Here is a 21710-nt window from a genome sequence, read left to right on the forward strand (position 1 = left end):
GGAGTGGATCATCGTGAAGAAAGAAGATATTTTAGATGCGTATCGTTGGCGTCAAGCGACGAAAGAGTTCGACGCGGACCGCAAAATCGATGAGGAAGATTTCGAATTCATTCTGGAGACGGGTCGCTTATCACCGAGTTCGTTCGGCTTTGAGCCTTGGCAGTTCGTCGTCATTCGTCGCGAAGACTTGCTCCAAAAGATCAAAGACCACGCGTGGGGTGCCCAAGGACAGGCGTTAACGGCGAGCCATTTCGTGTTGATCTTGGCGCGGACGCCTGAAGCGATGCGCTACGACTCGGACTACATCCGTCACATCGTCACGGACGTCCAAGGACGGACCGAGGACGAGTACGCCCTCCGGGTGAAGCGGGTCCGTGAGTTCCAAGAACAAGATTATCGACTGTTGGACGACGAGCGTGTGTTCCAAGAATGGATTAAACGCCAGACGTATATCCCGCTCGGCAACATGATGACGGCCGCCGCACAGATCGGCGTCGACTCATGTCCGATCGAAGGGTTCAATCAAGCGGAGATTGACGAATTATTGATCTCGGAAGGGGTCATGGAACGAGGTGCCTGGTCGCTCTCGGTCATGGTCGCGTTCGGACATCGGGCCCGTGACTTCGCGCCGAAGACACGCCGTGACTTTAATGAGGTCGTCAAATACATCGGATGAAAAAAAGCTCAAGCGCCGAGGCGCTTGAGCTTTTGCTTATTTCCAGTCGGTGATGCGGTCGATTGGGAAGCGGACCGATTGGTAACCGTCTTCCGCGGCTTTTCCGATTGAGAGGAGCATGACAGGAAGGTAGCGCTCTTTCTCGAGGCCGAACGCTTCCGCGATGTTCGCTTTGTCATAACCACCGATCGGGTTTGTGTCGTAGCCGTGGGCACGGGCGACGAGCATGAGTTGCATCGCAACGAGACCCGAGTCGAGCAAGATGCTGTCTTTGACAGACTCTTTCGGTGCGTCTTTGAAGATGCCTTTGATCATGTCGACTTGACGGTCGCGGACTTCTGGTGGCATGAGGCCACGCTCGACGGCCGTATCAAAGATCTCTTGTGTGTAATCGGCCATCTGGTAGTCGGCAAAGATGGCGATAACGGCTGATGACGTCTCGACTTGGCGTTTGTTGAAGCTTGCGAGCGGAAGGAGTGTGTCTTTACCTTCTGCGCTATCGATGACGACGAAGCGCCACGGTTGCAGGTTGAGTGATGACGGTGCCGTCGTCGCTTCCTCCAGGATTTGTGTCATCTCTTCTTTTGAGATTTTGACGTTCTCATCATAGACGCGAATCGAGCGGCGTCCTTTGAGGATTTCCATAAAGTCTTTCTGTGTTGTCGTGTTCATATAAGGGTCTTCCTTTCATGTTGAATGTTGGTTTGTAACGTATTTAAAAGTTCGAGTAACTGTCGTTGCTCCTCTACCTTCATGTTTACAAAAAGACGGTCCGATAAGCACTTCTTTTGCTCGGTCCAATGTGCAATCCGCTCCCGACCGACATCGGTCAAATCGACAAAGATGACCCGATTGTCTTGGAGGCAGCGTTCGCGCGTGATCAAGCCCTGTGTCTCGAGCTGTTTCAAATGACGCGTGATGGCGGCATGATCGACGCCGACCCGTTGTTGCAGTTCACGCTGACGCAAAGGGCCGACGTGATGCAAGTTGCTCAAAATATCGAAGCGGGTCGAGCTGAGCCCGTCCATTTCCGTATCGAACAGTTGGGCCAGTTCTTTTTGTACGGTGATGACGTGGTAGAGAATCTCATCGCTGAGCGAACAGGCGTCGCGCATCGGGTATCCTCCTTCAAAAAACTAATTGATGAATCAATCATTGATAGGTCACACAATGTATACTAATCGGTTTTGAAATAAATCGCAAATAAAAAGTTTCAAAAAAACTGTTGTCAAACTGTTATATAATAGTCTATATTTAAGTCAACTGATATATAACAATTGAATGGGAGGATGTGACGGCTTGGAACATTACAAACAAGTAGGTACTTATCACGTACATGAAACGTTGCTCGACTTCATCTCGGCTCGTATATTGCCTGACGAAGAGGCACACCGACAATTTTGGCCTGGGGTCGGGCGCCTACTCGATGAGTTCATTCCTCGGAATGAGTCACTGCTTCACGAACGTGAGTCGTATGAGCGACTATTACAGGGGTGGTACAGCGAGCACAAGCAAGCCTTCGACCTGGAAGACTATGAGCGTTTCCTTCGGTCCATCGATTACATCGAAGCGACCGTCCCTGATTTCAGCATCGACGTTTCAGGTGTCGATTCAGAGGTTAGTAGGCAAGCCGGACCACAGCTCGTCGTTCCGCTCGACAACGCGCGCTATGCGTTGAACGCGGCGAACGCCCGCTGGGGAAGTCTGTATGACGCCTTGTACGGAACGGACGTCATCGACGAAGAGGACGGGAAAACGAAGTCGAGTGGTTATAATCCAGTCCGAGGTGAAGCGGTCATCGCCTACGCCAAACAGTTTCTCGACGATACATTTCCGCTCGGGGAGGGCTCGCACGAAGAAGCGAACGGCTATCTCGTGTCAGAGGGCAGGCCATACGCCATCATCGAAGGGAACCGCATCGCGTTTCAAGACGATTGTCTCGTCGGCTATGTCGGGGAAACGAGTAATCCGAATAAGCTCTTGCTCGTCCATAACGGGATTCACGCAGAGTTAAAGTTTGACCGGGACCACCCAATCGGACGGAGCGATCGAGCAGGGCTCATTGACATCGAACTCGAGTCCGCCTTGTCTGCCATCGTCGACTGTGAAGACTCCGTCGCCGCCGTTCGGGCGGAAGACAAGGTCCACCTTTACGCGAACTGGCTCGGCCTGATGGACGGGACACTCGAAGCAACGTTCACGAAAGGTGGGCGTCCGCTCACTCGGAAGTTGAACCCTGACCGAAAGTATACCGGGAAAGACGGGCGTGAAGTCACGCTTCCGGGCCGGTCGCTCCTCTTTATTCGGAATGTCGGGCACTTGATGACGACAGACTTGATGCTCGACGCGGAAGGGCGTGAAGTACCGGAAGGGATCTTGGACGGGATTTTCACTGCGCTCATCGCGAGCCGCCATCTTGATGCCAGACGAAATTCCCGCGAACGCTCCATCTATATCGTCAAACCGAAGATGCATGGATCTAAGGAAGTCGCGTTCACGAACGACTTGTTCGATGCGATTGAAGATGTACTCGAGTTACCGCGTCACACGCTCAAAGTCGGCGTGATGGACGAGGAGCGACGCACGTCGCTTAATTTGAAGAACTGTATCGAGCAAGTGAAGGAACGCATCGTCTTCATCAATACCGGATTCCTCGACCGGACGGGCGATGAGATTCACTCCTCGCTCACGCTCGGACCGATGCGCAAGAAAGGCGAGATGAAAACATCGGAGTGGCTCGATGCTTATGAACGTCTGAATGTCCAGATCGGGCTTGACGCAGGATTCCATCAACGCGGGCAAATCGGGAAAGGGATGTGGGCGATGCCCGATCGGATGCGCGACATGATGCGTGAAAAAAGCAATCATGTCCGGTCCGGGGCGACGACGGCCTGGGTCCCGTCACCGACAGCGGCCACGCTCCATGCGCTGCATTACCATCAAGTCGATGCGTTTGACGTTCAGCGTGAGTTGGCGAATCGTTCGTTTGATCCAGCAACTGAGCGAGGGCGTCTGCTCGAGGTACCACTCGCCACGCGTCTCTATACAGATGAGGAAGTGAACGAGGAACTCGAGAACAACCTGCAAGGGTTGCTCGGTTACGTCGTCCGTTGGGTCGAGCAAGGTGTCGGTTGCTCCAAAGTGCCAGATATTCATCATGTCGGGTTGATGGAAGACCGAGCAACGCTTCGTATTTCGAGTCAACATGTCGCCAACTGGCTATACCATGGAATCTGTAGCCGTGAACAAGTCGAAGCGACGCTTTACCGGATGGCCGAGGTCGTCGACGCGCAAAACGCGGAAGATCCGCACTATCGTCCGATGACGCCAGATGTAGACTGCTCCATCGCCTATCAAGCGGCGAAAGAGTTAGTGTTCGAAGGCGATGCATCACCAAATGGATATACGGAACCGATCCTGCACCGGCGCCGCCGACAGTTTTTACAACAAGTGACATTAGAACCGAATTTAAAAGGAGGAGCATCATCATGACAACGAAAAAAATCGAAAGCGAACAGTTGATTGAACGTTGGGTCGTCTGTCGGATCGTCTCGGGGGAATCGACAGCGGCGCTCGCTAACACGGCGTTCGTCTATGGGAACGATTTGATGCGCCTCGTGCTCGACCGGGCCGACGGATCGCTCCAAATCATGAGAGAGCCGGTCGAAGAGGTCGTCATATTCCGGAAACCAGAAGATCGTGACGAAGAAAACGTCTGTCGTTGCTGCGGTATGGAGCACTCGTCATTCAAAGCGGCGCTCGAATGCTGTGCATACTTGGATTAAGTTTGCACCATCTGTTATATAACAAGAATTAAATATATAAATTAATATAATACAGGAGGAATGGATATGAACGAACAACAAATGCAGCTAGAGGATATGTTACAGTCGGAACGGTTTAACGGGGTCGAACGTCCATATGGGGTTGAAGACGTGATAAGACTTCGGGGGTCTGTCCTAATCGAGCATACGCTCGCGACAAAAGGGGCGGAACGGTTATGGGAGTTACTCCATGAACGAGATTACGTTCACGCGCTCGGCGCATTGACGGGAAATCAGGCCATCCAACAAGTGAAGGCGGGCCTCGAAGCCATCTATTTGAGCGGATGGCAAGTCGCCGCCGATGCGAACTTGTCGGGTCACATGTACCCTGACCAAAGCCTGTACCCGGCTAACTCGGTGCCGAGCGTCGTCAAACGGATTAACCAGGCGCTTCAACGGGCCGATCAAATTCAAACGGCGGAAGGGAAAGGCGATACGCATTGGTTCGCCCCGATCGTCGCTGACATGGAAGCCGGTTTCGGCGGTGTGCTCAACGTCTTCGAGTTGACGAAGGCGATGATCGAGGCGGGCGCCGCCGGTGTTCACTTAGAAGATCAACTGTCGTCGGAGAAGAAGTGCGGTCACCTCGGTGGCAAAGTGTTGCTGCCGACACAGACGGCCGTGAAGAACTTGATTGCCGCACGGCTTGCGGCAGACGTCATGGGGGTGTCGACGATTATCGTCGCCCGGACGGATGCTCACGCAGCGAATTTGATTACGAGCGACATCGACCCAATCGACCATCCGTTCATCGTCGGTGACCGGACGCCGGAAGGCTTTTACCGGACCGAGGCGGGAATTGAACAGGCGATCGCACGCGGTCTCGCCTATGCACCGTACGCCGATCTCGTTTGGTGCGAGACGTCCGAGCCTGATTTGGACGAAGCGCGTCAATTCGCGGATGCGATTCATGCGAAGTATCCGGGCAAACTTCTCGCTTACAACTGTTCGCCGTCATTCAATTGGAAGAAGAAGTTGTCGGATGACGAGATCGCAACGTTCCAACAAGAGATTGGTGCGATGGGATACAAGTTCCAATTCGTGACGCTCGCTGGCTTCCACTCGCTCAACTTCGGAATGTTCGAACTCGCACGCGGGTATAAAGACCGCGGGATGGCCGCCTACTCGGAACTGCAACAGGCCGAATTCAGTGCAGAACAGCACGGTTATACGGCGACACGTCACCAACGTGAGGTCGGGACCGGGTATTTCGATGAGGTGTCTCTCGTCATCTCGGGAGGCCAGTCGTCAACGACGGCACTGGCCGGATCGACCGAGGCAGAACAATTTGAAGCGCCGTCCCATTAAGCGTCGCCCCTCCACAAGAGGGGCTTTTTTTGTGTCCAAATTCAGAACGCGTGCATCCTGTTCACTTAAATGTGACGTATTTCACATTTTTGTCGTCAAACTCTTGCTACGCTGAACATGTCAAAATGAATATGGAGGTTATGACAGATGACACAGACATTCACGGGCGATACGCACGTATCTGAAATCGTCAAACAATGCCCGCAAGCAGCAGACATTTTCAAACGGAACCGAATCGATTTTTGTTGTGGCGGCAACCGGCCACTCGCTGAAGCGACTGACAAATCGAAACGGTCGACGGAAGACATTTTAGAAGAAGTCAATGCGCTCTATCAACGCAAGCAAGAGATGAACGAGAAGAGCATCGATTGGGATGCTGCTTCTTCATCGGAATTGATTGAGCACATCATTTATAAGCATCACCAGTTTTTGACGGACGAATTGCCACAGCTCACACCATATGTGACAAAAGTGTTCCGGGTTCACGGACAAAACCATCCGCACCTCGGACGCATTCATCAACTGTTCAATCAATTGAAAGTGGAACTTGAACAACATATCGTCAAAGAAGAGACAGAAGACTTCCCGACGTTGCTTCGTCACGAGACGGCACCGACAGCTGAAACGAGACGGGAGCTCGACGACATCTTGGCCTCGCTCGAGTCAGAACATGCAGCAGCTGGAGACATTTTAAAAGAGTTACGTCACATCACGAACGACTATACGCCGCCTGAAGGTGCGTGTGGAACGTATCGTCTTGTGTATCAACGGTTAGAAGCGCTCGAGTCGGATACGTTCGAACATATTCATCTTGAAAACAACATTTTATTCCCGCGGGCGCGCACGTTCGCTTAAGAAATGGCACACCTCTACTGACGTGGGGGTGTGTTTTTGTGACGTTTGATACAGATGGGGGATGAATCAATCGCTACGATAAAGGGGAGGCAAAGGAGTGATTAATCATGAAACGGGTGAGTGGGGTCATCATCGGGGTGGCGATCGTCTTATTACTAAGTCAAGTCTGGTCGAGTTCAGATTCAGAGGACACCGTGACCATTTTGGCAGCGGCAAGTTTAGGGCCGGCTTTAGAAAAGGTCGAACAACAACTTGAAGCGGAATTCGATGGGGTCGACGTTCGGGTCGTGACGAACGGGAGTGGCGCCTTGCGAGCACAAATCAACCACGGCTCTCCGGCGGATATCTTTTTAGCCGCGAGCGTTGATGATGTCGACCGATTACAAATCCCGATTCTAGAGCGGGATGCGTTTTTGCATAACGAGCTGTGGCTCGTGACACCGAAAGGGAATCCGTGCGCGGAGACGTGGGACGACTTAAACGCATGTGCTCGGATCGTCATCGGTGACCCGGTCAATGTCCCGGCCGGTCGCTACGCGAAAGCGGCGCTAGAAGTGGAATGCGTGTGGGAAGAAGTGGAACCACGAATCACGTTCGCCCAGAATGTGAGACAAGTGTTGACGCTCATCGAACAAGGCGACGCCAATGCGGGATTTGTCTATAAGACGGAACTGACGACGGACGTCGAGTCGCTTCAGGCGGTCCCGTTTGAAGCGACGGGTACGATCGCATATCCGGCGGTCCGATTGACGCACAACCCATACGTGCGCGATGTTTACGCGCGTTTGTTTGACGATGATATCCAAGCTCACTTTTTAGCGAAAGGATTTTCTAAATGACGCAATCTCCACTTCAACTCACATTCGAAGTCGGGATGATGGCGACGGTGAGCGCCTTCGTCCTCGCCTTCGGAGCGGCCTATTTTATGCATCACCGTCAATTCAAAGGAAAGCGGCTGTTGGAGACGGTGTTTTTACTGCCGCTCATCTTGCCGCCGACAGTCATCGGACTATACGCCTTGATTGTCCTTGGGAACAACGGGATCGGCGGATTGTTGCCGATTACGATCTTGTTCACCAAACAGGCGAACGTCATCGCGTCCGCCTTGGCCGCGTTCCCACTCATCTACCAAACGATTCGTCTCGGTCTCAAACAACTCGATGCGGAATGGTATGAGGCCGGGCGCGGATGGTCGATGTCTCGGATAAACCGGAAACGACACGTACTGCTCGGGCCCGTACATCAGTTGAACTGAGCGGTGAACTCAAACAACTCATCACGGATGGGGGTCTTGCAAAAGGGGATGCACTCGCTGTCGCTCAAGTGGCTGGCGTCATGGCCGCCAAAGAGACGAGCCGCATCATCCCGATGTGTCATCCACTCGCCTTGAAAAAAGTCGATTTGACGTTCGAATGGGACGGGACACAGCTCATCATCGAGTCGTTTGTGAAGACGAAAGGCGATACCGGTGTCGAGATGGAGGCGTTGACAACAGCAATGGTCGCCGCCTTGACCGTGTACGATATGACGAAAGCAGTCGATAAAGGCATCGTCATCGGACCGACATACTTGCTCGAGAAACAAGGCGGGAAGTCAGGGGACTACATCCGATGACACCTGTCCCAGAACGTTACGCGCGGCAGGCCCGGTTCCACGGCATCGGGGAGGAGGGCCAAGAACGTCTGATGGAGAAACGCGTGCTCGTCGTCGGTCTCGGCGCGCTCGGGGCGGCCGTTAGCGATCAACTTGTTCGGGCCGGCGTCTCGCTCATCCTCGTCGACCGCGACTATGTCGAGGTGACGAACTTACAACGACAGACGCTCTATACGGAACAGGACGCACGTGATGAGACGCCGAAAGCGGTCGCGGCACTCGAACGCCTGCGGGCTATCAACTCAGACGTTGAGTTGGACGCTCAAATCGCCGATGTCTCGTGGGATTGGCTTCGGCCTTTGCCGTCCGTTGATCTCATCTTGGACGCAACCGATAACGTCGAGACGCGTCTTCTATTGAACGATTTCGCACTCGAGCGTGGCATTCCGTTCTTGTTTGCCTCTTGCGTCGGGGCATACGGCATGAACTACACGGTGATGCCGGGAGACGCGCCGTGTCTTCGTTGTCTCATGCGTCATTTGCCGCTAGCCGGGCAAACGTGCGCGACAGCGGGGGTGGTGGCGCCAATCGTGCAACATGTGGCGAGTCGTCAAGCCGTCGAGGCTTTGAAATATTTGACGGGGCGTCATGAAAAGGTGGAACGTCGACTCTTGATTGAAGATATGTGGGAAAACCAGTCACAGCGACTCGATGTCGCACGGCTCGTCGATGTGTCTTGTCCTTCTTGTCAAAACCGCGACTATCCGAGCCTCGTCCCGAATCGGCAACAGACAGCACTCCTCTGTGGGCGTGACGTCGTCCAAGTCCGGCGGTCCATTGAAGGGCTTGAACCAATCGCCCATCAACTCGAGCGTGCGGACATCGCTGTGAAACAGACACCGTTCACATTAGAATGGCGATGGCGGAATCATCGGATGCTTTTATTTAAAGACGGTCGTGTGCTCGTCCATGGAATTGATGACGCGAACGTCGCAATCGCGATGGTCGATGAGTGTCTTGGCGCATAAAAAAGTGTCCCCCGAAAAGCGGAGGACACTTTTTTGGTTAGCGTGGGATTGTAAGCACTTGCCCGACGCTAATCAAGCTGACGTTCGTAATATTGTTGGCGGCTGCAATCTTAGCGACAGTCGTGTTATACATCGTCGCAATCTTGTAGAGCGTATCCCCTGATTTTACCGTGTATTTCACCGTAGTCGTCGGTGGTGTGACGGTTGTACCTGGGATGATCAGTACTTGTCCGACATAGATGGAGTTGACGTTCGTAATATTGTTGGCGGCTGCAATCTTAGTGACGGTCGTTTTGTACAAAGTGGCGATCTTATAGAGCGTGTCTCCCGATTTGACCGTGTACTTGACGGTCGTCGTAGGTGGAGGAGTTATAGTGGTACCCGGGATGACGAGCACTTGTCCGACGTAGATGAGACTGTAGTTTGTAATTTTGTTGGCCGCAGCGAGCGCAGCGACTGTGACGTTGTAAGCTCGGGCGATGCTATAAAGGGTATCGCCTGATTTGACGGTATACGTTTTGCTGGTAGATGTGTTTTGGTAAGCGAGCAATTGCGAGACGGTGACGAACTTGTAGCCTTTCGCTTTCAACTGGGCAATCATCGTCGGCAAGGCGAGTGGTGTACCTGGAGCGCCGGCACCGGTGTGCATCAAGACGATTGAGCCTGGTTTGATGTTTGCCTGTACTTTCGTATTGATTTGGCTAGCAGTGACTCCTTTCCAGTCCACGGTATCGATGTTCCATTGAATCGTATAACCGTAGCCGGCAGCGCCGACTCCGCTCAACACGGCGCTATTGACGGCGCCGAACGGTGCCCGGAAGATTGGTTTTGTCGTTTTGCCAGTAAGCGATTTAATGAGCGCTTCCGTCCGATCAAGTTCTGATTTCATTTGCGTGGCGGTCAACTTTGTGAAGTCTGGATGGGTATACGAATGGTTACCGAGTTGGTGACCTTTAGCGGCGATGTTTTTAATGTATTGAGGATGGTTATTGGCGCCTGATCCAGTCAAAAAGAAAGTGGCTTTGACGTTGTTCTTGGCAAGTATGTCCAAAATTTTGTTCGTATTCGCACCATCCGCTCCGTCATCAAACGTCAACGCGACGACTTTACTCGTCGTGTTCACGCTCGTGATGAATTTCGAAGCGGCGGCGTCAGCCGATTTTGGATAAGCGACTAACGGTGCCAGCATGATCAACAAGGCCATCAATACACGTACGAACTTGCTCTTCATTTTGGTTTCGCCTCCATTCTTGGGTGTATGTATCTTGATGTTAAGGCTTTCCATATATTGAGCTGTGTATATATTTTATATACCCCCTTTTAGTGGTAAACATCGTCTAACCCTAAAAATAGGGAAAGGAATTTTTGGATAATGACTCTCAATATTTGTGTTCGATTTATGAGTGACAAACGTGTCAAATATCACACAATCCTCACACATTTCCTAAAAAAGGGTGCTATCATGAACAATGTGTGAAGAATGTAAGCGATTGAATAGGGGGATTCAACATGAGTAAATCAATGAAACGGTTCGGGGTGGCATTTGGTCTCGTCGGTCTATTCGTCCTTGGGGCGTGCGGAGCCGATGAAACGGCCAGTGGTACGGAGACGGTGCAGTCGATGGAACCGGTAGAAGCAGAATTAAACGTTCCGGCCACGGCGGACAAAGACGAGACGGTCACGTTGGCGGTTCGCGTCACACAAGACGGTGAAGCGGTCGATGATGCCGACGAGATTAAGTTCGAGGTCTGGAAAAATGGTGCCAAGGAAGAGAGTGAGATGACGAAAGCGTCGCTCACAGAAGATGGAGTCTACGAGGCGGAGACGACGTTTGTCGAAGAAGCAGTTTACACGGTGCAAGTCCATGTGACGGCCCGTTCGATGCATACGATGCCGACGACGAACGTTACGGTCGGCCATCCGGAGACGGCGGCCGAGGCTGAGTCTGAAGCTGAGCAAGACCATCACAACCACGCGGGAGCAGACATTGTCCTTGATCCGACTCAAGCTGTCGCCAATGAAGTCCAACCGTTCACAGTCAACGTCGAAATTGAGCATGAGGCGTTGACGGGTGCGGACGTCCAACTCGAAGTGTTCAAAGACGGAGCGGACAAGCACGACTGGGTGAAGCTTGATGAAACGGAAGGCGGAAGCTATGAAGGTGAGCATACATTCAAAGAGTCAGGCATATACAACGTTCAAGTCCACGTGACGAAAGGACACGACATCCATGAACATATCATGGAGACGGTCGAGGTCAAATAAAAAAATCGATCGGCCGCGGCCGATCGATTTTTCTTATGCGTTCTGATAGAGTGACTCGACTTGCTGTTGAAGCGATTCGTTCTCGAGGAACTCGTCGTACGTCGCTTCTTTGTCGACAATCCCGTTCGGCGTCACTTCGATGATGCGCGTGGCAATCGTCGAGATGAGCTGATGGTCATGCGAGCTGAAGAGGAGTACGCCTTTGAACGTTTCGAGACCGTTGTTGAGCGCTGTGATCGACTCGAGATCCAAGTGGTTCGTCGGATCGTCGAGGACGAGGACGTTCGAGTTCGAGAGCATCATTTTCGAGAGCATGCAACGCACTTTCTCTCCCCCTGAGAGGACAGATGCTTTCTTCATGACTTCTTCGCCTGAGAAGAGCATACGTCCGAGGAAACCGCGAAGGAACGTATCCGACTCGTCGGCTGGTGAGAACTGGCGTAACCAATCCAAGATGCTCTTATCCGAGCCTTCGAAGTATTCCGAGTTGTCTTTCGGGAAGTACGACTGTGTCGTCGTCACGCCCCATTTGACCGTACCCGTGTCCGGTTCCATCTCGCCCATGATGATTTTGAAGAGAGTCGTAATGGCAACGTCCGAACGGCCGACGAATGCGACTTTGTCCGTCTTGTTGAGTGAGAACGTGACGTTGTCGAGTACTTTGACGCCATCAATCGTCTTCGAGACGTTGTCGACGTAGAGCACGTCGTTCCCGATTTCACGTTCCATTGAGAAACCGACGAACGGATAGCGACGTGATGATGGACGGATATCGTCGAGCGTGATTTTATCGAGCAACTTCTTACGCGACGTCGCTTGACGCGCCTTCGAGGCGTTCGAGCTGAAACGGGCGATGAAGTTTTGAAGTTCTTTGATTTTCTCTTCTTTTTTCTTGTTCTGATCGTTGGCCATACGCGAAGCGAGTTGGCTCGACTCGTACCAGAAGTCGTAGTTCCCGACGTACAATTGGATCTTCCCGAAATCAAGGTCGGCCATGTGTGTACAGACTTTGTTCAAGAAGTGACGGTCGTGGGATACAACGATGACGGTATTCTCGAAGTTGATCAAGAACTCTTCGAGCCATTGGATCGCTTTGAGGTCAAGACCGTTCGTCGGCTCATCGAGGAGAAGAATGTCAGGTTTGCCAAACAATGCTTGAGCAAGGAGGACTTTGACTTTCTCGCCACCTGTGAGCTCGCTCATGAGCTTGTGGTGTGATGCATCCGTGATCCCTAGTCCTTGAAGGACCATGGCAGCTTCTGATTCGGCTTCCCAACCGTTCATCTCAGCGAATTCGCCTTCGAGTTCAGCAGCGCGCATACCATCTTCGTCAGAGAAATCTTCCTTCATATAGATGGCGTCTTTCTCTTTCATGACTTGATACAAACGCTCGTGGCCCATGATGACCGTCTCGAGTACCGCTTGATCTTCGTACGCATAATGGTCCTGCTTGAGGACGGCGAGGCGTTCGCCAGGTGAGAAGCTGACGTCACCTGTTGTCGTTTCTTGCTCGCCGGCAAGAATTTTTAAGAATGTCGACTTCCCGGCACCGTTCGCGCCGATCAAGCCGTAGCAGTTGCCTGGTGTGAACTTGATGTTCACGTCTTCGAACAACTTGCGTCCACCGAATTGGAGACTTACGTTATTTACTGTAATCATGTATAGGATCCCTCGTTTTTCTGATTAGTTTACGACGTGTATTGTATCACGTTTTTTGAAAACGCGCAGTCGTGGGTAAAAATGAAACAAACAGCAGCCTGATTCGTATAGAGAAGAAAGGGGGAATCAGCCATGAAAACAACGCTCTCGCTGAAAGAAGCGTGGTCAAACTACTACAGCCGAGATTTCTTCCGGCTCTGGGTCATCTTCCTCGTGACGAGCATCGGGTCGTATTTTCTATTCAGGGCCGTCATCGCCCCTGAACAAGTGGACGAAATTTTAGCTCAGCTCGGTGAATCATTTGAATCACAAGGATTGACGTTCGATTCGAGCGCACGCGAGACGATGATCGCCCTATTCGTGAACAATACGCGCGTCACGTTGCTCGCTTTCCTGCTCGGAATGATCCCGCTCTTCATCCCGTATGTGTTCGTCGTCATCAACGCCGCGGTCATCGGCCTGGTCGCCATGCTCGTTGGGGTTGCCGGCGAATCCGTGATCCGGGTCATCGTGCTCGGCATCTTGCCCCACGGTATCACCGAAATCTCGGCCATCTTGCTCGGAGCGGCGATGGGGTTGTCGCTTAACCGTTACATCTGGAAAAAACTACGTGGGAAAGAGACCGACGTCACGTTCAAGGCGCTGTTCGTGGCAGGCGTGAAGACATTTCTCGTCATCGCAGTTCCGCTCCTCGCCATCTCTGCGATCATCGAGGCGTACGTGACCCCACTGTTATTACAGTAAAAAAGCCATCGCTGATGGCTTTTTTACTTGAAATGAGGCGTCGTCTCGACACAGTGGGTTAAACGAATCCCTTCCGTAGACACCTCGCCATTCACTTGCCAGATTTCAAGTCCGTCCGCGATTGCGTCGCGAATCAGCTGCCGAATTCGTAAGTCGTGTTTCCGATTCGGGTTGCCGGTGAAGATGGGCGCATTATATAAGAAAACATACAGCAAGACGGCCCGACCCGTTTTCGGCAACGTCGCAATGAGTGTCTCGAGATGTCGAATCAACCGTTCGGTCTCGATCGGTCTCGTCACCGCACGCCGTTCAAAGCGGGGGAGAGGCGTTACGAACAACTCGGCTAGAGGTGCTTTCACTTCGATATAAGTGCCATCGACTTTAAAGTCGATTCGTGACGCATCGACGACTTTCTCTCGTTCCACATGTTTCGGAGAAGGAAAAGCTGAAATCACGTTCGTCCGCAACCAATGTTCGACGAAATCGTTGACGCGGCCTTGATGAATTCCAATCCATTGTCGGTCCGCGTCGATCGAGATGGCCTCCACTGTGAAGGCGGTGTTCCGTCGCGGGTCGTCCGTCGCTGAGACGAGGCAAGGCACCCCGTCAAAGACGAGGTCGCCAATGCGACCGGTGACCGGACAGTGGCAGGCGACGACAGTGTCGCCGAGCAATACGTCCATCACGAACCGATTGCGGCGTTTCAGGATGACCCCTTCCTGCAGGGGAGATACAAAGCGATACATCGTCAGACGACGCGCGTGACCGTCGTGTCGAGTTCGAACGCGACGTTGCCGGCCAAGGCGCGTGAAATCATACAGCCATCCTTCGCTTTTTTGGCGATTCGTTCGACGAGCGTGATATCGCGATCTGTGGCCGTTTTTGGAACGTTGATACGTGTCGTGTAGCGAATCGTCTCATACGTGAAGACACCGTTCGTCACGTCGACGATGCCTTCGGCGTCAATCGTGATGCCTTGATGAGGCAGTTCGCTTCGCCCGAGCATAGCCGCAAGTGTGATGATATAGCAGGTCGCCGCAGCACCGAGCAACATCTCATCCGGGTTCGTGCCGATGCCGGGCCCGTCCATTTCCGGGGGAATCGATATCTGTGTCTTTAACCGTTCGGCCTCGATCGTTCCGACGTCGTTGCGTCCGCCGGTCCAGTCGAGGTTCATTTGAAACGTATGCTTCATAAAAAATCGCCTCCAATGTCTCTATTCTAGAAGAGAACGATTGGAGGCGCATGTGTTATGCTCGCGCGCGTTCAGCGAACGTACGGAGCGTCTGGATGATGACGTGGGTCGCTTTTTCCATGTTGTTGACGGAGACGTACTCGAACTTGCCGTGATAGTTCTCGCCACCGGTGAAGATGTTCGGGGTCGGGAGTCCCATATACGACAGTTGCGAACCGTCCGTCCCGCCGCGAATCGGTTCGATTTTCGGTTCGATGCCTAGTTCGCGCATGACGTCGGCGACGGTGTCGACGATGTGTTTTACCGGCTCGATTTTCTCGGCCATGTTGTAATATTGATCGTCCATTTTCAAGTCGATGCGCGCTTCGCCGTACTTCTGTTTCCATTCGACGACGAGCTTTTCAAGCAACGCTTTGCGCGCCTCAAACTTTGTGCGGTCGTGGTCGCGGATAATGTATTGCAGCGTCGTCGTCTCCACGTCGCCAGAGAAGCCGTTCAGATGGAAGAAGCCTTCATAGTCGCTCGTATGTTCCGGTGCCTCATCGGCCGGGAGGCGGTTGTGGAACGCCATCGCCAATTTCATCGAGTTGACCATCTTGTTTTTGGCGCTGCCCGGGTGCACGTTCGTCCCATGGAACGTGACCGTGGCGCCGGCAGCGTTGAAGCTCTCGTATTGCAGTTCACCGAGCGGGCCGCCGTCCATCGTATAGGCGAAATCGGCGTTGAAGCGGGCGACGTCGAACTTATGTGGTCCGCGTCCAATCTCTTCGTCCGGTGTGAAGGCGATTCGCACCGGGCCATGCGGGATTTCCGGATGGGCCAATAAGTATTCGACCGCGGTGACGATCTCGGCCATGCCGGCTTTGTCGTCGGCACCGAGCAGCGTCGTGCCGTCTGTCGTGATGAGTGTATGTCCAACGTAGCCATCGAGCTCCGGGAAGTCACGCGGCGACAAGATGACTTGGAGCGCCTCGTTCAAGACGATATCGCCGCCCTCGTAATGTGCGACGAGTTGCGGGTTGACGTTCGTCCCGGTGAAGTCGGTCGCCGTATCGACGTGGGCGAGCAGGCCGATCGTCGGTACGTCATGGTCGACGTTACTCGGAAGGGTGGCGAACAAGTAGCCATAGTCATCCGTCTCGACGTCCTCGAGTCCAATCGCTTTTAACTCAGCCTCGAGATGGCGAATCAAATCCCATTGTTTCACTGTTGAGGGTGTCGTTTCACTCGTAAAGTCGGACTGTGTATCAATTTTTGCATACGTGATTAAACGTTCAATTAATTTCGATTGCATGGTCTGCCTCCTCTAATCAATCTGTTCTCGTTTAGTGTAGCATGAGAGCCGTTTTGAAAAGTATCGAAATTGTTTGAAAATAAAAGAGAGGCGCTAAGGCCTCTACTTTTACTCAATTTGTATGAAACAAGGGTGCTGGCCTTTTTTAAAGAAGGAACGGCAGGAGAAACGGCAACAAAAACGACGTGAAGATGGCGGACAGGCCCATCGCCGCGCCCCCGGTGGCCCCTGAGAGCGGATGTTCTGTCGCGGCTTGAGCCGTGCCGATGCCGTGGCTGATCGTTCCGAGTGCGAGTCCTCGCGTGAACGGATCAGTCACTTTGAAAAGCGACAACATTAGCGGACCGAACATGGCACCGAGTATGCCACAGGCGACAGTGATAGAGGCAGCAAGCGCCGCGTCTCCTTGGAGCTGTTTTGCCAGTTCGAGTGCAATCGGAGCAGTGACGGATTTGACCGCTAGCCCGATGAGCACTTGGTCCGTCAGTTTGAGCGCCGTTCCAATCATGACTGCGACGATAATCGTCGAGACGGTACCGGCAACGATTGCACTGAGGGCACGTCTCGCGCGTGCGAGTAGCGTCGGCAAGTTGCGGTACAACGGCAGACCGAGGGCGACGGTCGCCGGGCCGAGTAAAATCGTGATCAAATCTTTGGCCGGTTCATACACGTCGTACGGCTGTTCAAAGAGAAGGAGGATCACAATCAAAATAGTTGTGCTCAAGAAGACGACGTTCGTGAACGGAGACGCCCACTTAAATGATAGTTTTCGGCTGATGAGATAGACACCAACTGTGACGAGTACCCAAAATAATGTCATGACGCTTCACCTCGTCTTCCGGAGATGATGGCGGTCACGATGAGTCCAACACTTATACTGATCATCAAGGCGAGAAAGAGCGGGATCCCTTCTGCTTTTAATAGATTACTATAAGACATGAGACCGACCGCAATCGGGATGAAGAAGAAAGCGAGATGTTTCGTGAGGAAGCCGGCACTGTCCTCGATCCATTCGACTCGGATGATTTTTGTCATAAGTAATATCAACAACAGCATCATCCCGACGACGTTCCCAGGCACTTTCCATTCTAAAGTGGCGACGATCCAATTGCCGAGCGCGCTCAAGCCGAACAAGAGCGAAAGGCCGATCATCCATTTGATAAAGAGTTGCATGTATACCATCCTTTCGCATTTAAGTTCAAAACGTATGGATTCTCTCAAACTTTATCATCTAGGTCAAGAGAGAGGCGAGGACAAAAAAGAGAATGGGTACGTACGTTCGCTGTGATACACTATGAGCATCCTATGTAAACGAGGTGTGGAGATGGAACTACAAGCGGTGAAGCAGTTTATAAAAACACATGGAATTAAGGACGGGAATGAAGTCTTGGCGGCGTTCATGAAACGAATCAACTTGAAACTCGTACCGCGGACGGCGCGAGAAGAAGTGGCAATCGGGCATTCAAAATTTGGCGGTTACCCAGATTTACCGAGTGTGTCGGACCATCCGGGAGAAAACTTGACGTTTTTGGCGCAATTTCGCTTGAGCGACTTCGTAGGCTTCGAGTCGGTCGAGGAGCTTCCGAAACATGGATTGCTCTCTTTCTTTTATGATATGGAGGAACAGCCGTGGGGTGATACAGATGAACGTCATCTTTGGCGAGTTCTCTACACTGAAACGACGACACTTGAACGGGTCCGGATCGGCGAGGCACTCAATGAGCGAGCCGTCGTGTTCGAGGAATCCTACGCACCGAACGTTGATACGCTATTCAATCTCATGACTGAAGACGAGTACATCGCCTTAGAAGAGTTGTTCGATGAAGGCGAGGTGCACGCGATCGGTGGACATCCGGACGAAGTGCAAAACGATGTGTTCGAAGAAATGGAAGATACGTACGGTGACCGTTTCAGCGATCCGTTCCTCCTTTTCCAAATGGATTCAAGCGAAGAACTCGACATCATGTTCGGTGACGCCGGCATCCTTTATTTCCTCATCCCGACCGAAGCGCTCCGAGCCAAACGGTTTGAAGAAACCGAAATCATCATGCAATGCCATTGAACACAAAAAAGAGAGTCGATCCTGTTTAGGTCAACTCTCTTTTCCGTTACACTTCTTTATTCTTACGGAACCGTGCGAAGAACTCATACACGATTGGAACGATGAGGAGCGTCAATAGCGTTGAACTTGTCAATCCACCGATGACGGTCACACCGAGACCTTTCGAAATCAAAGCGCCACCTTCAAGACCGAGCGCGAGCGGTGCGAGGGCACCAATCGTCGCGAGAGCCGTCATGAGGATTGGACGGAGGCGCGTACCGGCTGCCTCGAGTAAGGCATCACGTGTCGAGAGACCAGCTTCTTCTTTATGAATGACGCGGTCAATCAAGACGATGGCGTTCGTCACAACGATCCCAATCAACATGAGCGCCCCGATCAAGGCAGATACCGAGATCGTTTCGCCTGTGATAAGAAGGGCGACGAGTCCCCCGATAATCGCGTAAGGGAGCGAGAACAGGACGACGAACGGCGTGACGGCACCGCCGAACGTGATGACGAGCACCAAGTAGACGATGGCGACGGCCGCGAGCATGGCGAGACCGAGCTGGGTGAACGATTCTTGAATCTGTTCAGTGACCCCACCGACGTCATAGGAGACGCCAGTCGGGAGTTCGATGTCCGATACACGTTCTTCGATGGCAGCCGAAGCTTCCGTCGCTTTGTCCGTGCTGAGCTCAACGTTGACGCGAGCAAGGAGCTTCCCGTCACGTTGGACGAGTGTATCCGGTGTCGTGCCTTCCTCGACTTCGATGAAGTCCGAGATTGGGCGAGGGCCGAACGGTGTCGTCACTTCTTGTTCCTGCAAGTCGTCGATGCTGTCGTACGTGACTTGTTCCGTCGGGATGATGACGTCGAGCTGTTTGTCATCGATCGTCACGGTCGAGAGCGGGCCTTCTTGGGCTTGGAACTGTCCAATCGTCTGGGCGAGCTGAGCGGCCGAGACACCTGCTTCAGCAGCTGCCTGCTGGTCGACGTTGAACGTGTACTGGACGTATGATTCGCGAAGGTCAGACGTCGCTTGACGGACATAATCCGTCTCTTCTTCAATCGTTTCAATGAACGTAGGAACGATGGCTTCAAGATCTTCGAGAGAGTTGGCGTAAACGTTATACGTCACACCGCTCGTTCCGGCACCGCCGGCGAAGTCTTGTTCTTTCCATTCACCGCCTGAGGCGAGTTCATTCAAGCGTTCGACGTCAGCGATTTTGACATCAGCGAAATCTTTCGTGTCCGGATCATACTGGACGATGAAAATTCCTTGTTTGTTGTTCCCAGGGTTGAGCGGGTTCTCACCACCGACCGTGAATTGAACGTCGGTGGCGTCCGCTTGCTCTTCCATGAAATACGTCTCGGCGATTTCGGCCGCCGCAATCGAATCGTCAAGCGTTTGACCCGGTTCTGGGTCGAACGTGACGAACAGCGTCTTCTCAGACTCTTGGTTCAAGAAGTTGACCCCGATAGCTGGGACAAGGGCGAAACTTCCGATTAAGAGAAGCGTCGCCAGTCCGAAGACGACGAGTTTATGGTTGAGCGACCAGTTGAGGACGCCACGATACCATTCGGCGAGCTTCCCTGGTCCTTCTTCCGGCTTCAGCTTGTCGCGGTTCTTAAAGAACGAGTCGGCCATCATCGGTACGACCGTGATCGCGACGAGTAAGGACGCGATTAAAGCGAAAACGACGGTCAAGGCGAACGGTAAGAACAGCTCGCCGACGAAGCCTGTGACGAATCCGAGCGGCAAGAAGACGGCGATCGTGACGATCGTCGACGAAGCGATCGGAATGAACACTTCTTTCGTCGAGGCGATAATCAGGTCTTTGCCGCGCAACGTCTCGTTCGGACGGGTGAGGCGACGGTAAATGTTCTCGATGACGACGATGGAGTCATCGACGACCCGCCCGATGGCGACGGTCATCGCACCGAGCGTCATGATGTTGAGCGTGATATCGAGCTGTTTCAAGACGATCAATGCCATCAAGAGCGAGAGCGGGATGGAGATGACCGCGATAATCGTCGAGCGGAAGTTACGAAGGAACACGAGAATAATCAAGATGGCGAATAGACCACCGAGTAACGCTTTCGAGACCATCGTTTCGACCGATTCTTCAATCGGTTGACCTTGGTCGAGCGTGACGGAGACGTTGGCCGTGTCATAGTCGGTCTCGAAATCGGCAAGCGCATCTTTGACGGCATTGACGACATCGACGGTGTTCGCGTCTTGCGTTTTCGTCACTTGAATCCCGATTGAACGTTCCCCGTTCGACCGTGAAATCGATTCCTCGATGCCACGGTCTTCAATCGTCGCGAGTTCGCTCAAAGCGACCGTCGGGACGGTCGTCGGTAGATTCGCAGGTGGGACTGCACCTGGCACGTCAGTCGGGACTTGTGGGGTCTCGCCAGTCGGAAGTTCCGTTGGCGCACCTGGCACCGGCTGTTCCGTTTGTGCGGGTGAGTACGGAATTTGGAGATCGCGGAACGCCTCAAGCGTCTCCGACTTCCCGTCGATGACGACGGCTTGCTCCGTATCACCAAGTTCATACAGGCCGAGCGCGATGCGGGCATCGTTCGCTTGAATCAACTGTTTGACGGTGTCTTCCGTCAAGTTATATTCGGCGAGCGCCTCCTCATCGAATCGAAGCTCGACGCGACGAATCTCTTGTCCGGCGATTTGGACGGTCTGAGCGCCTTCGACGCCTTCAAGGGCCGGTTGCAACTCATTTTCGACCAATTTCGTCAATTCGGCCAAATCGAGACTCTCATCTGAGACGGCTGCACCAACGACAGGGAACGCGTCAAAACTGAGTCGTGATACTTGTGGGTCTTGAACGGATTCTGGCAATTCGACGTTGCTGAGCGCGTCTTTGACGAGTTGTTCAGCTTCTTCCATATCGGTGCTGAAGTCATAATCGATTTGAATGTTTGACGCGTTCTGGAACGAAGACGAACGAACTTGTTCGACCCCGTTCAAGCTCTTCAAGCGCTCTTCGAGCACGGTGCTCACTTCGTCGAGCACTTGTTCAGGTGAGGCGCCTGGATAAATCGTCGTCACCGAGACAGTCGGTGTCGTGATGTCAGGCAACGTTTCTAGTTTCATCGTCAAGCCGGCGAAAATTCCGGCGGCCGTCAAGATGATCGTCATCAACCAGACGGCGAACTTGTTGTTGACGGAGAAGGACGTGATTTTTTGCATGGGGTTCATTTCTCCTC

At 52.8% G+C, this 21710-nt stretch carries 22 protein-coding genes; 12 read left to right on the forward strand and 10 right to left on the reverse strand.

Going from position 1 to position 21710, the window contains the following annotated elements; genetic code table 11:
- The first annotated feature begins 13 nt into the window (after positions 1-13).
- Positions 14-676, forward strand: a complete 663-nt coding sequence (locus KNP02_RS12385) for an NAD(P)H-dependent oxidoreductase (RefSeq protein WP_214709672.1) — start codon at positions 14-16, stop codon at positions 674-676.
- 36 nt (positions 677-712) lie between these two features.
- On the opposite strand, the gene KNP02_RS12390 is transcribed toward KNP02_RS12385, so the two are convergent.
- Positions 713-1348: a nitroreductase family protein gene (locus KNP02_RS12390; protein WP_034780571.1), complete on the reverse strand. Its 636-nt coding sequence runs from the start codon at positions 1346-1348 to the stop codon at positions 713-715.
- The gene (locus KNP02_RS12395; protein WP_029596329.1) at positions 1345-1791 is read right to left on the reverse strand and encodes a MarR family winged helix-turn-helix transcriptional regulator; all 447 of its coding nucleotides are present in this window, start codon (positions 1789-1791) and stop codon (positions 1345-1347) included. Before KNP02_RS12395 ends, KNP02_RS12390 begins: the two co-directional genes overlap by 4 nt.
- Before the next feature lie 184 nt (positions 1792-1975).
- Between KNP02_RS12395 and KNP02_RS12400 the strand changes: the two genes are divergently transcribed.
- The 8 genes from KNP02_RS12400 (at position 1976) to KNP02_RS12435 (ending at position 9284) form a co-directional block, all read left to right on the forward strand.
- Entirely contained in the window at positions 1976-4168 is a 2193-nt protein-coding gene (locus KNP02_RS12400; protein WP_251129321.1) for a malate synthase G, read from the forward strand.
- Positions 4165-4461: a hypothetical protein gene (locus KNP02_RS12405; RefSeq protein ID WP_214709676.1), complete on the forward strand. Its 297-nt coding sequence runs from the start codon at positions 4165-4167 to the stop codon at positions 4459-4461. Before KNP02_RS12400 ends, KNP02_RS12405 begins: the two co-directional genes overlap by 4 nt.
- Positions 4462-4527: 66 nt before the next feature.
- Positions 4528-5808 carry an isocitrate lyase gene (gene aceA, locus KNP02_RS12410; RefSeq protein ID WP_371819505.1) on the forward strand — a complete coding sequence of 427 codons (1281 nt, stop codon included), beginning with the start codon at positions 4528-4530 and terminating at the stop codon, positions 5806-5808.
- A gap of 147 nt (positions 5809-5955) precedes the next feature.
- On the forward strand, positions 5956-6663 hold the full coding sequence (ric, locus tag KNP02_RS12415; RefSeq protein WP_021068013.1) for an iron-sulfur cluster repair di-iron protein: 708 nt from the start codon (positions 5956-5958) through the stop codon (positions 6661-6663).
- Between the two features lie 107 nt (positions 6664-6770).
- A complete protein-coding gene (modA, locus tag KNP02_RS12420) occupies positions 6771-7502 on the forward strand; it encodes a molybdate ABC transporter substrate-binding protein (RefSeq protein ID WP_214709680.1) in 732 nt (243 codons plus the stop codon).
- Positions 7499-7918: a molybdate ABC transporter permease subunit gene (locus tag KNP02_RS12425; RefSeq protein ID WP_241764623.1), complete on the forward strand. Its 420-nt coding sequence runs from the start codon at positions 7499-7501 to the stop codon at positions 7916-7918. Before modA ends, KNP02_RS12425 begins: the two co-directional genes overlap by 4 nt.
- Positions 7852-8277 (forward strand): cyclic pyranopterin monophosphate synthase MoaC, encoded by a 426-nt coding sequence (gene moaC, locus KNP02_RS12430; protein ID WP_214709682.1) that lies wholly within the window; start codon positions 7852-7854, stop codon positions 8275-8277. The genes KNP02_RS12425 and moaC overlap by 67 nt, the downstream gene beginning before the upstream one ends.
- On the forward strand, positions 8274-9284 hold the full coding sequence (locus KNP02_RS12435; protein ID WP_214709684.1) for a ThiF family adenylyltransferase: 1011 nt from the start codon (positions 8274-8276) through the stop codon (positions 9282-9284). Before moaC ends, KNP02_RS12435 begins: the two co-directional genes overlap by 4 nt.
- A 37-nt stretch (positions 9285-9321) precedes the next feature.
- Here the strand turns inward: KNP02_RS12435 and KNP02_RS12440 are convergent, their stop codons facing one another.
- On the reverse strand, positions 9322-10515 hold the full coding sequence (locus KNP02_RS12440; RefSeq protein ID WP_214709686.1) for a LysM peptidoglycan-binding domain-containing protein: 1194 nt from the start codon (positions 10513-10515) through the stop codon (positions 9322-9324).
- A 278-nt stretch (positions 10516-10793) separates the two neighbouring features.
- Between KNP02_RS12440 and KNP02_RS12445 the strand changes: the two genes are divergently transcribed.
- Positions 10794-11549 carry a FixH family protein gene (locus KNP02_RS12445; protein WP_131471667.1) on the forward strand — a complete coding sequence of 252 codons (756 nt, stop codon included), beginning with the start codon at positions 10794-10796 and terminating at the stop codon, positions 11547-11549.
- A 33-nt stretch (positions 11550-11582) separates the two neighbouring features.
- On the opposite strand, the gene KNP02_RS12450 is transcribed toward KNP02_RS12445, so the two are convergent.
- Positions 11583-13208, reverse strand: coding sequence for an ABC-F family ATP-binding cassette domain-containing protein (locus KNP02_RS12450; RefSeq protein ID WP_034780623.1), 1626 nt, complete (start codon positions 13206-13208; stop codon positions 11583-11585).
- A gap of 132 nt (positions 13209-13340) precedes the next feature.
- On the opposite strand from KNP02_RS12450, the gene KNP02_RS12455 reads away from it, so the two are divergent.
- On the forward strand, positions 13341-13952 hold the full coding sequence (locus tag KNP02_RS12455; protein ID WP_214709688.1) for a stage II sporulation protein M: 612 nt from the start codon (positions 13341-13343) through the stop codon (positions 13950-13952).
- A gap of 23 nt (positions 13953-13975) precedes the next feature.
- Here KNP02_RS12455 and KNP02_RS12460 read toward each other — a convergent pair whose 3' ends face one another.
- The 5 genes from KNP02_RS12460 to KNP02_RS12480 all read right to left on the reverse strand — a co-directional run bounded on the left by KNP02_RS12460 (position 13976) and on the right by KNP02_RS12480 (position 17614).
- Complete coding sequence (locus KNP02_RS12460) at positions 13976-14698, reverse strand: DNA/RNA nuclease SfsA (protein ID WP_214751542.1); 723 nt, start codon at positions 14696-14698, stop codon at positions 13976-13978.
- 2 nt (positions 14699-14700) lie between these two features.
- Positions 14701-15147, reverse strand: a complete 447-nt coding sequence (locus tag KNP02_RS12465; RefSeq protein WP_114164930.1) for an OsmC family protein — start codon at positions 15145-15147, stop codon at positions 14701-14703.
- Positions 15148-15202: 55 nt separating this feature from the next.
- Entirely contained in the window at positions 15203-16441 is a 1239-nt protein-coding gene (gene pepT / locus KNP02_RS12470; RefSeq protein ID WP_214709692.1) for a peptidase T, read from the reverse strand.
- Between the two features lie 145 nt (positions 16442-16586).
- Complete coding sequence (locus KNP02_RS12475; protein ID WP_138860118.1) at positions 16587-17261, reverse strand: LrgB family protein; 675 nt, start codon at positions 17259-17261, stop codon at positions 16587-16589.
- The gene (locus KNP02_RS12480; protein WP_214709694.1) at positions 17258-17614 is read right to left on the reverse strand and encodes a CidA/LrgA family protein; all 357 of its coding nucleotides are present in this window, start codon (positions 17612-17614) and stop codon (positions 17258-17260) included. Before KNP02_RS12480 ends, KNP02_RS12475 begins: the two co-directional genes overlap by 4 nt.
- 151 nt (positions 17615-17765) lie before the next feature.
- Between KNP02_RS12480 and KNP02_RS12485 the strand changes: the two genes are divergently transcribed.
- Entirely contained in the window at positions 17766-18503 is a 738-nt protein-coding gene (locus KNP02_RS12485) for a YwqG family protein (protein ID WP_214709696.1), read from the forward strand.
- 46 nt (positions 18504-18549) lie between these two features.
- Here the strand turns inward: KNP02_RS12485 and KNP02_RS12490 are convergent, their stop codons facing one another.
- Positions 18550-21693, reverse strand: a complete 3144-nt coding sequence (locus KNP02_RS12490; protein WP_214709698.1) for an efflux RND transporter permease subunit — start codon at positions 21691-21693, stop codon at positions 18550-18552.
- Between the last annotated feature and the right edge of the window lie 17 nt (positions 21694-21710).

The organism is Exiguobacterium sp. s40 (assembly GCF_018617905.1).
GTDB lineage: Bacteria > Bacillota > Bacilli > Exiguobacteriales > Exiguobacteriaceae > Exiguobacterium > Exiguobacterium mexicanum_A.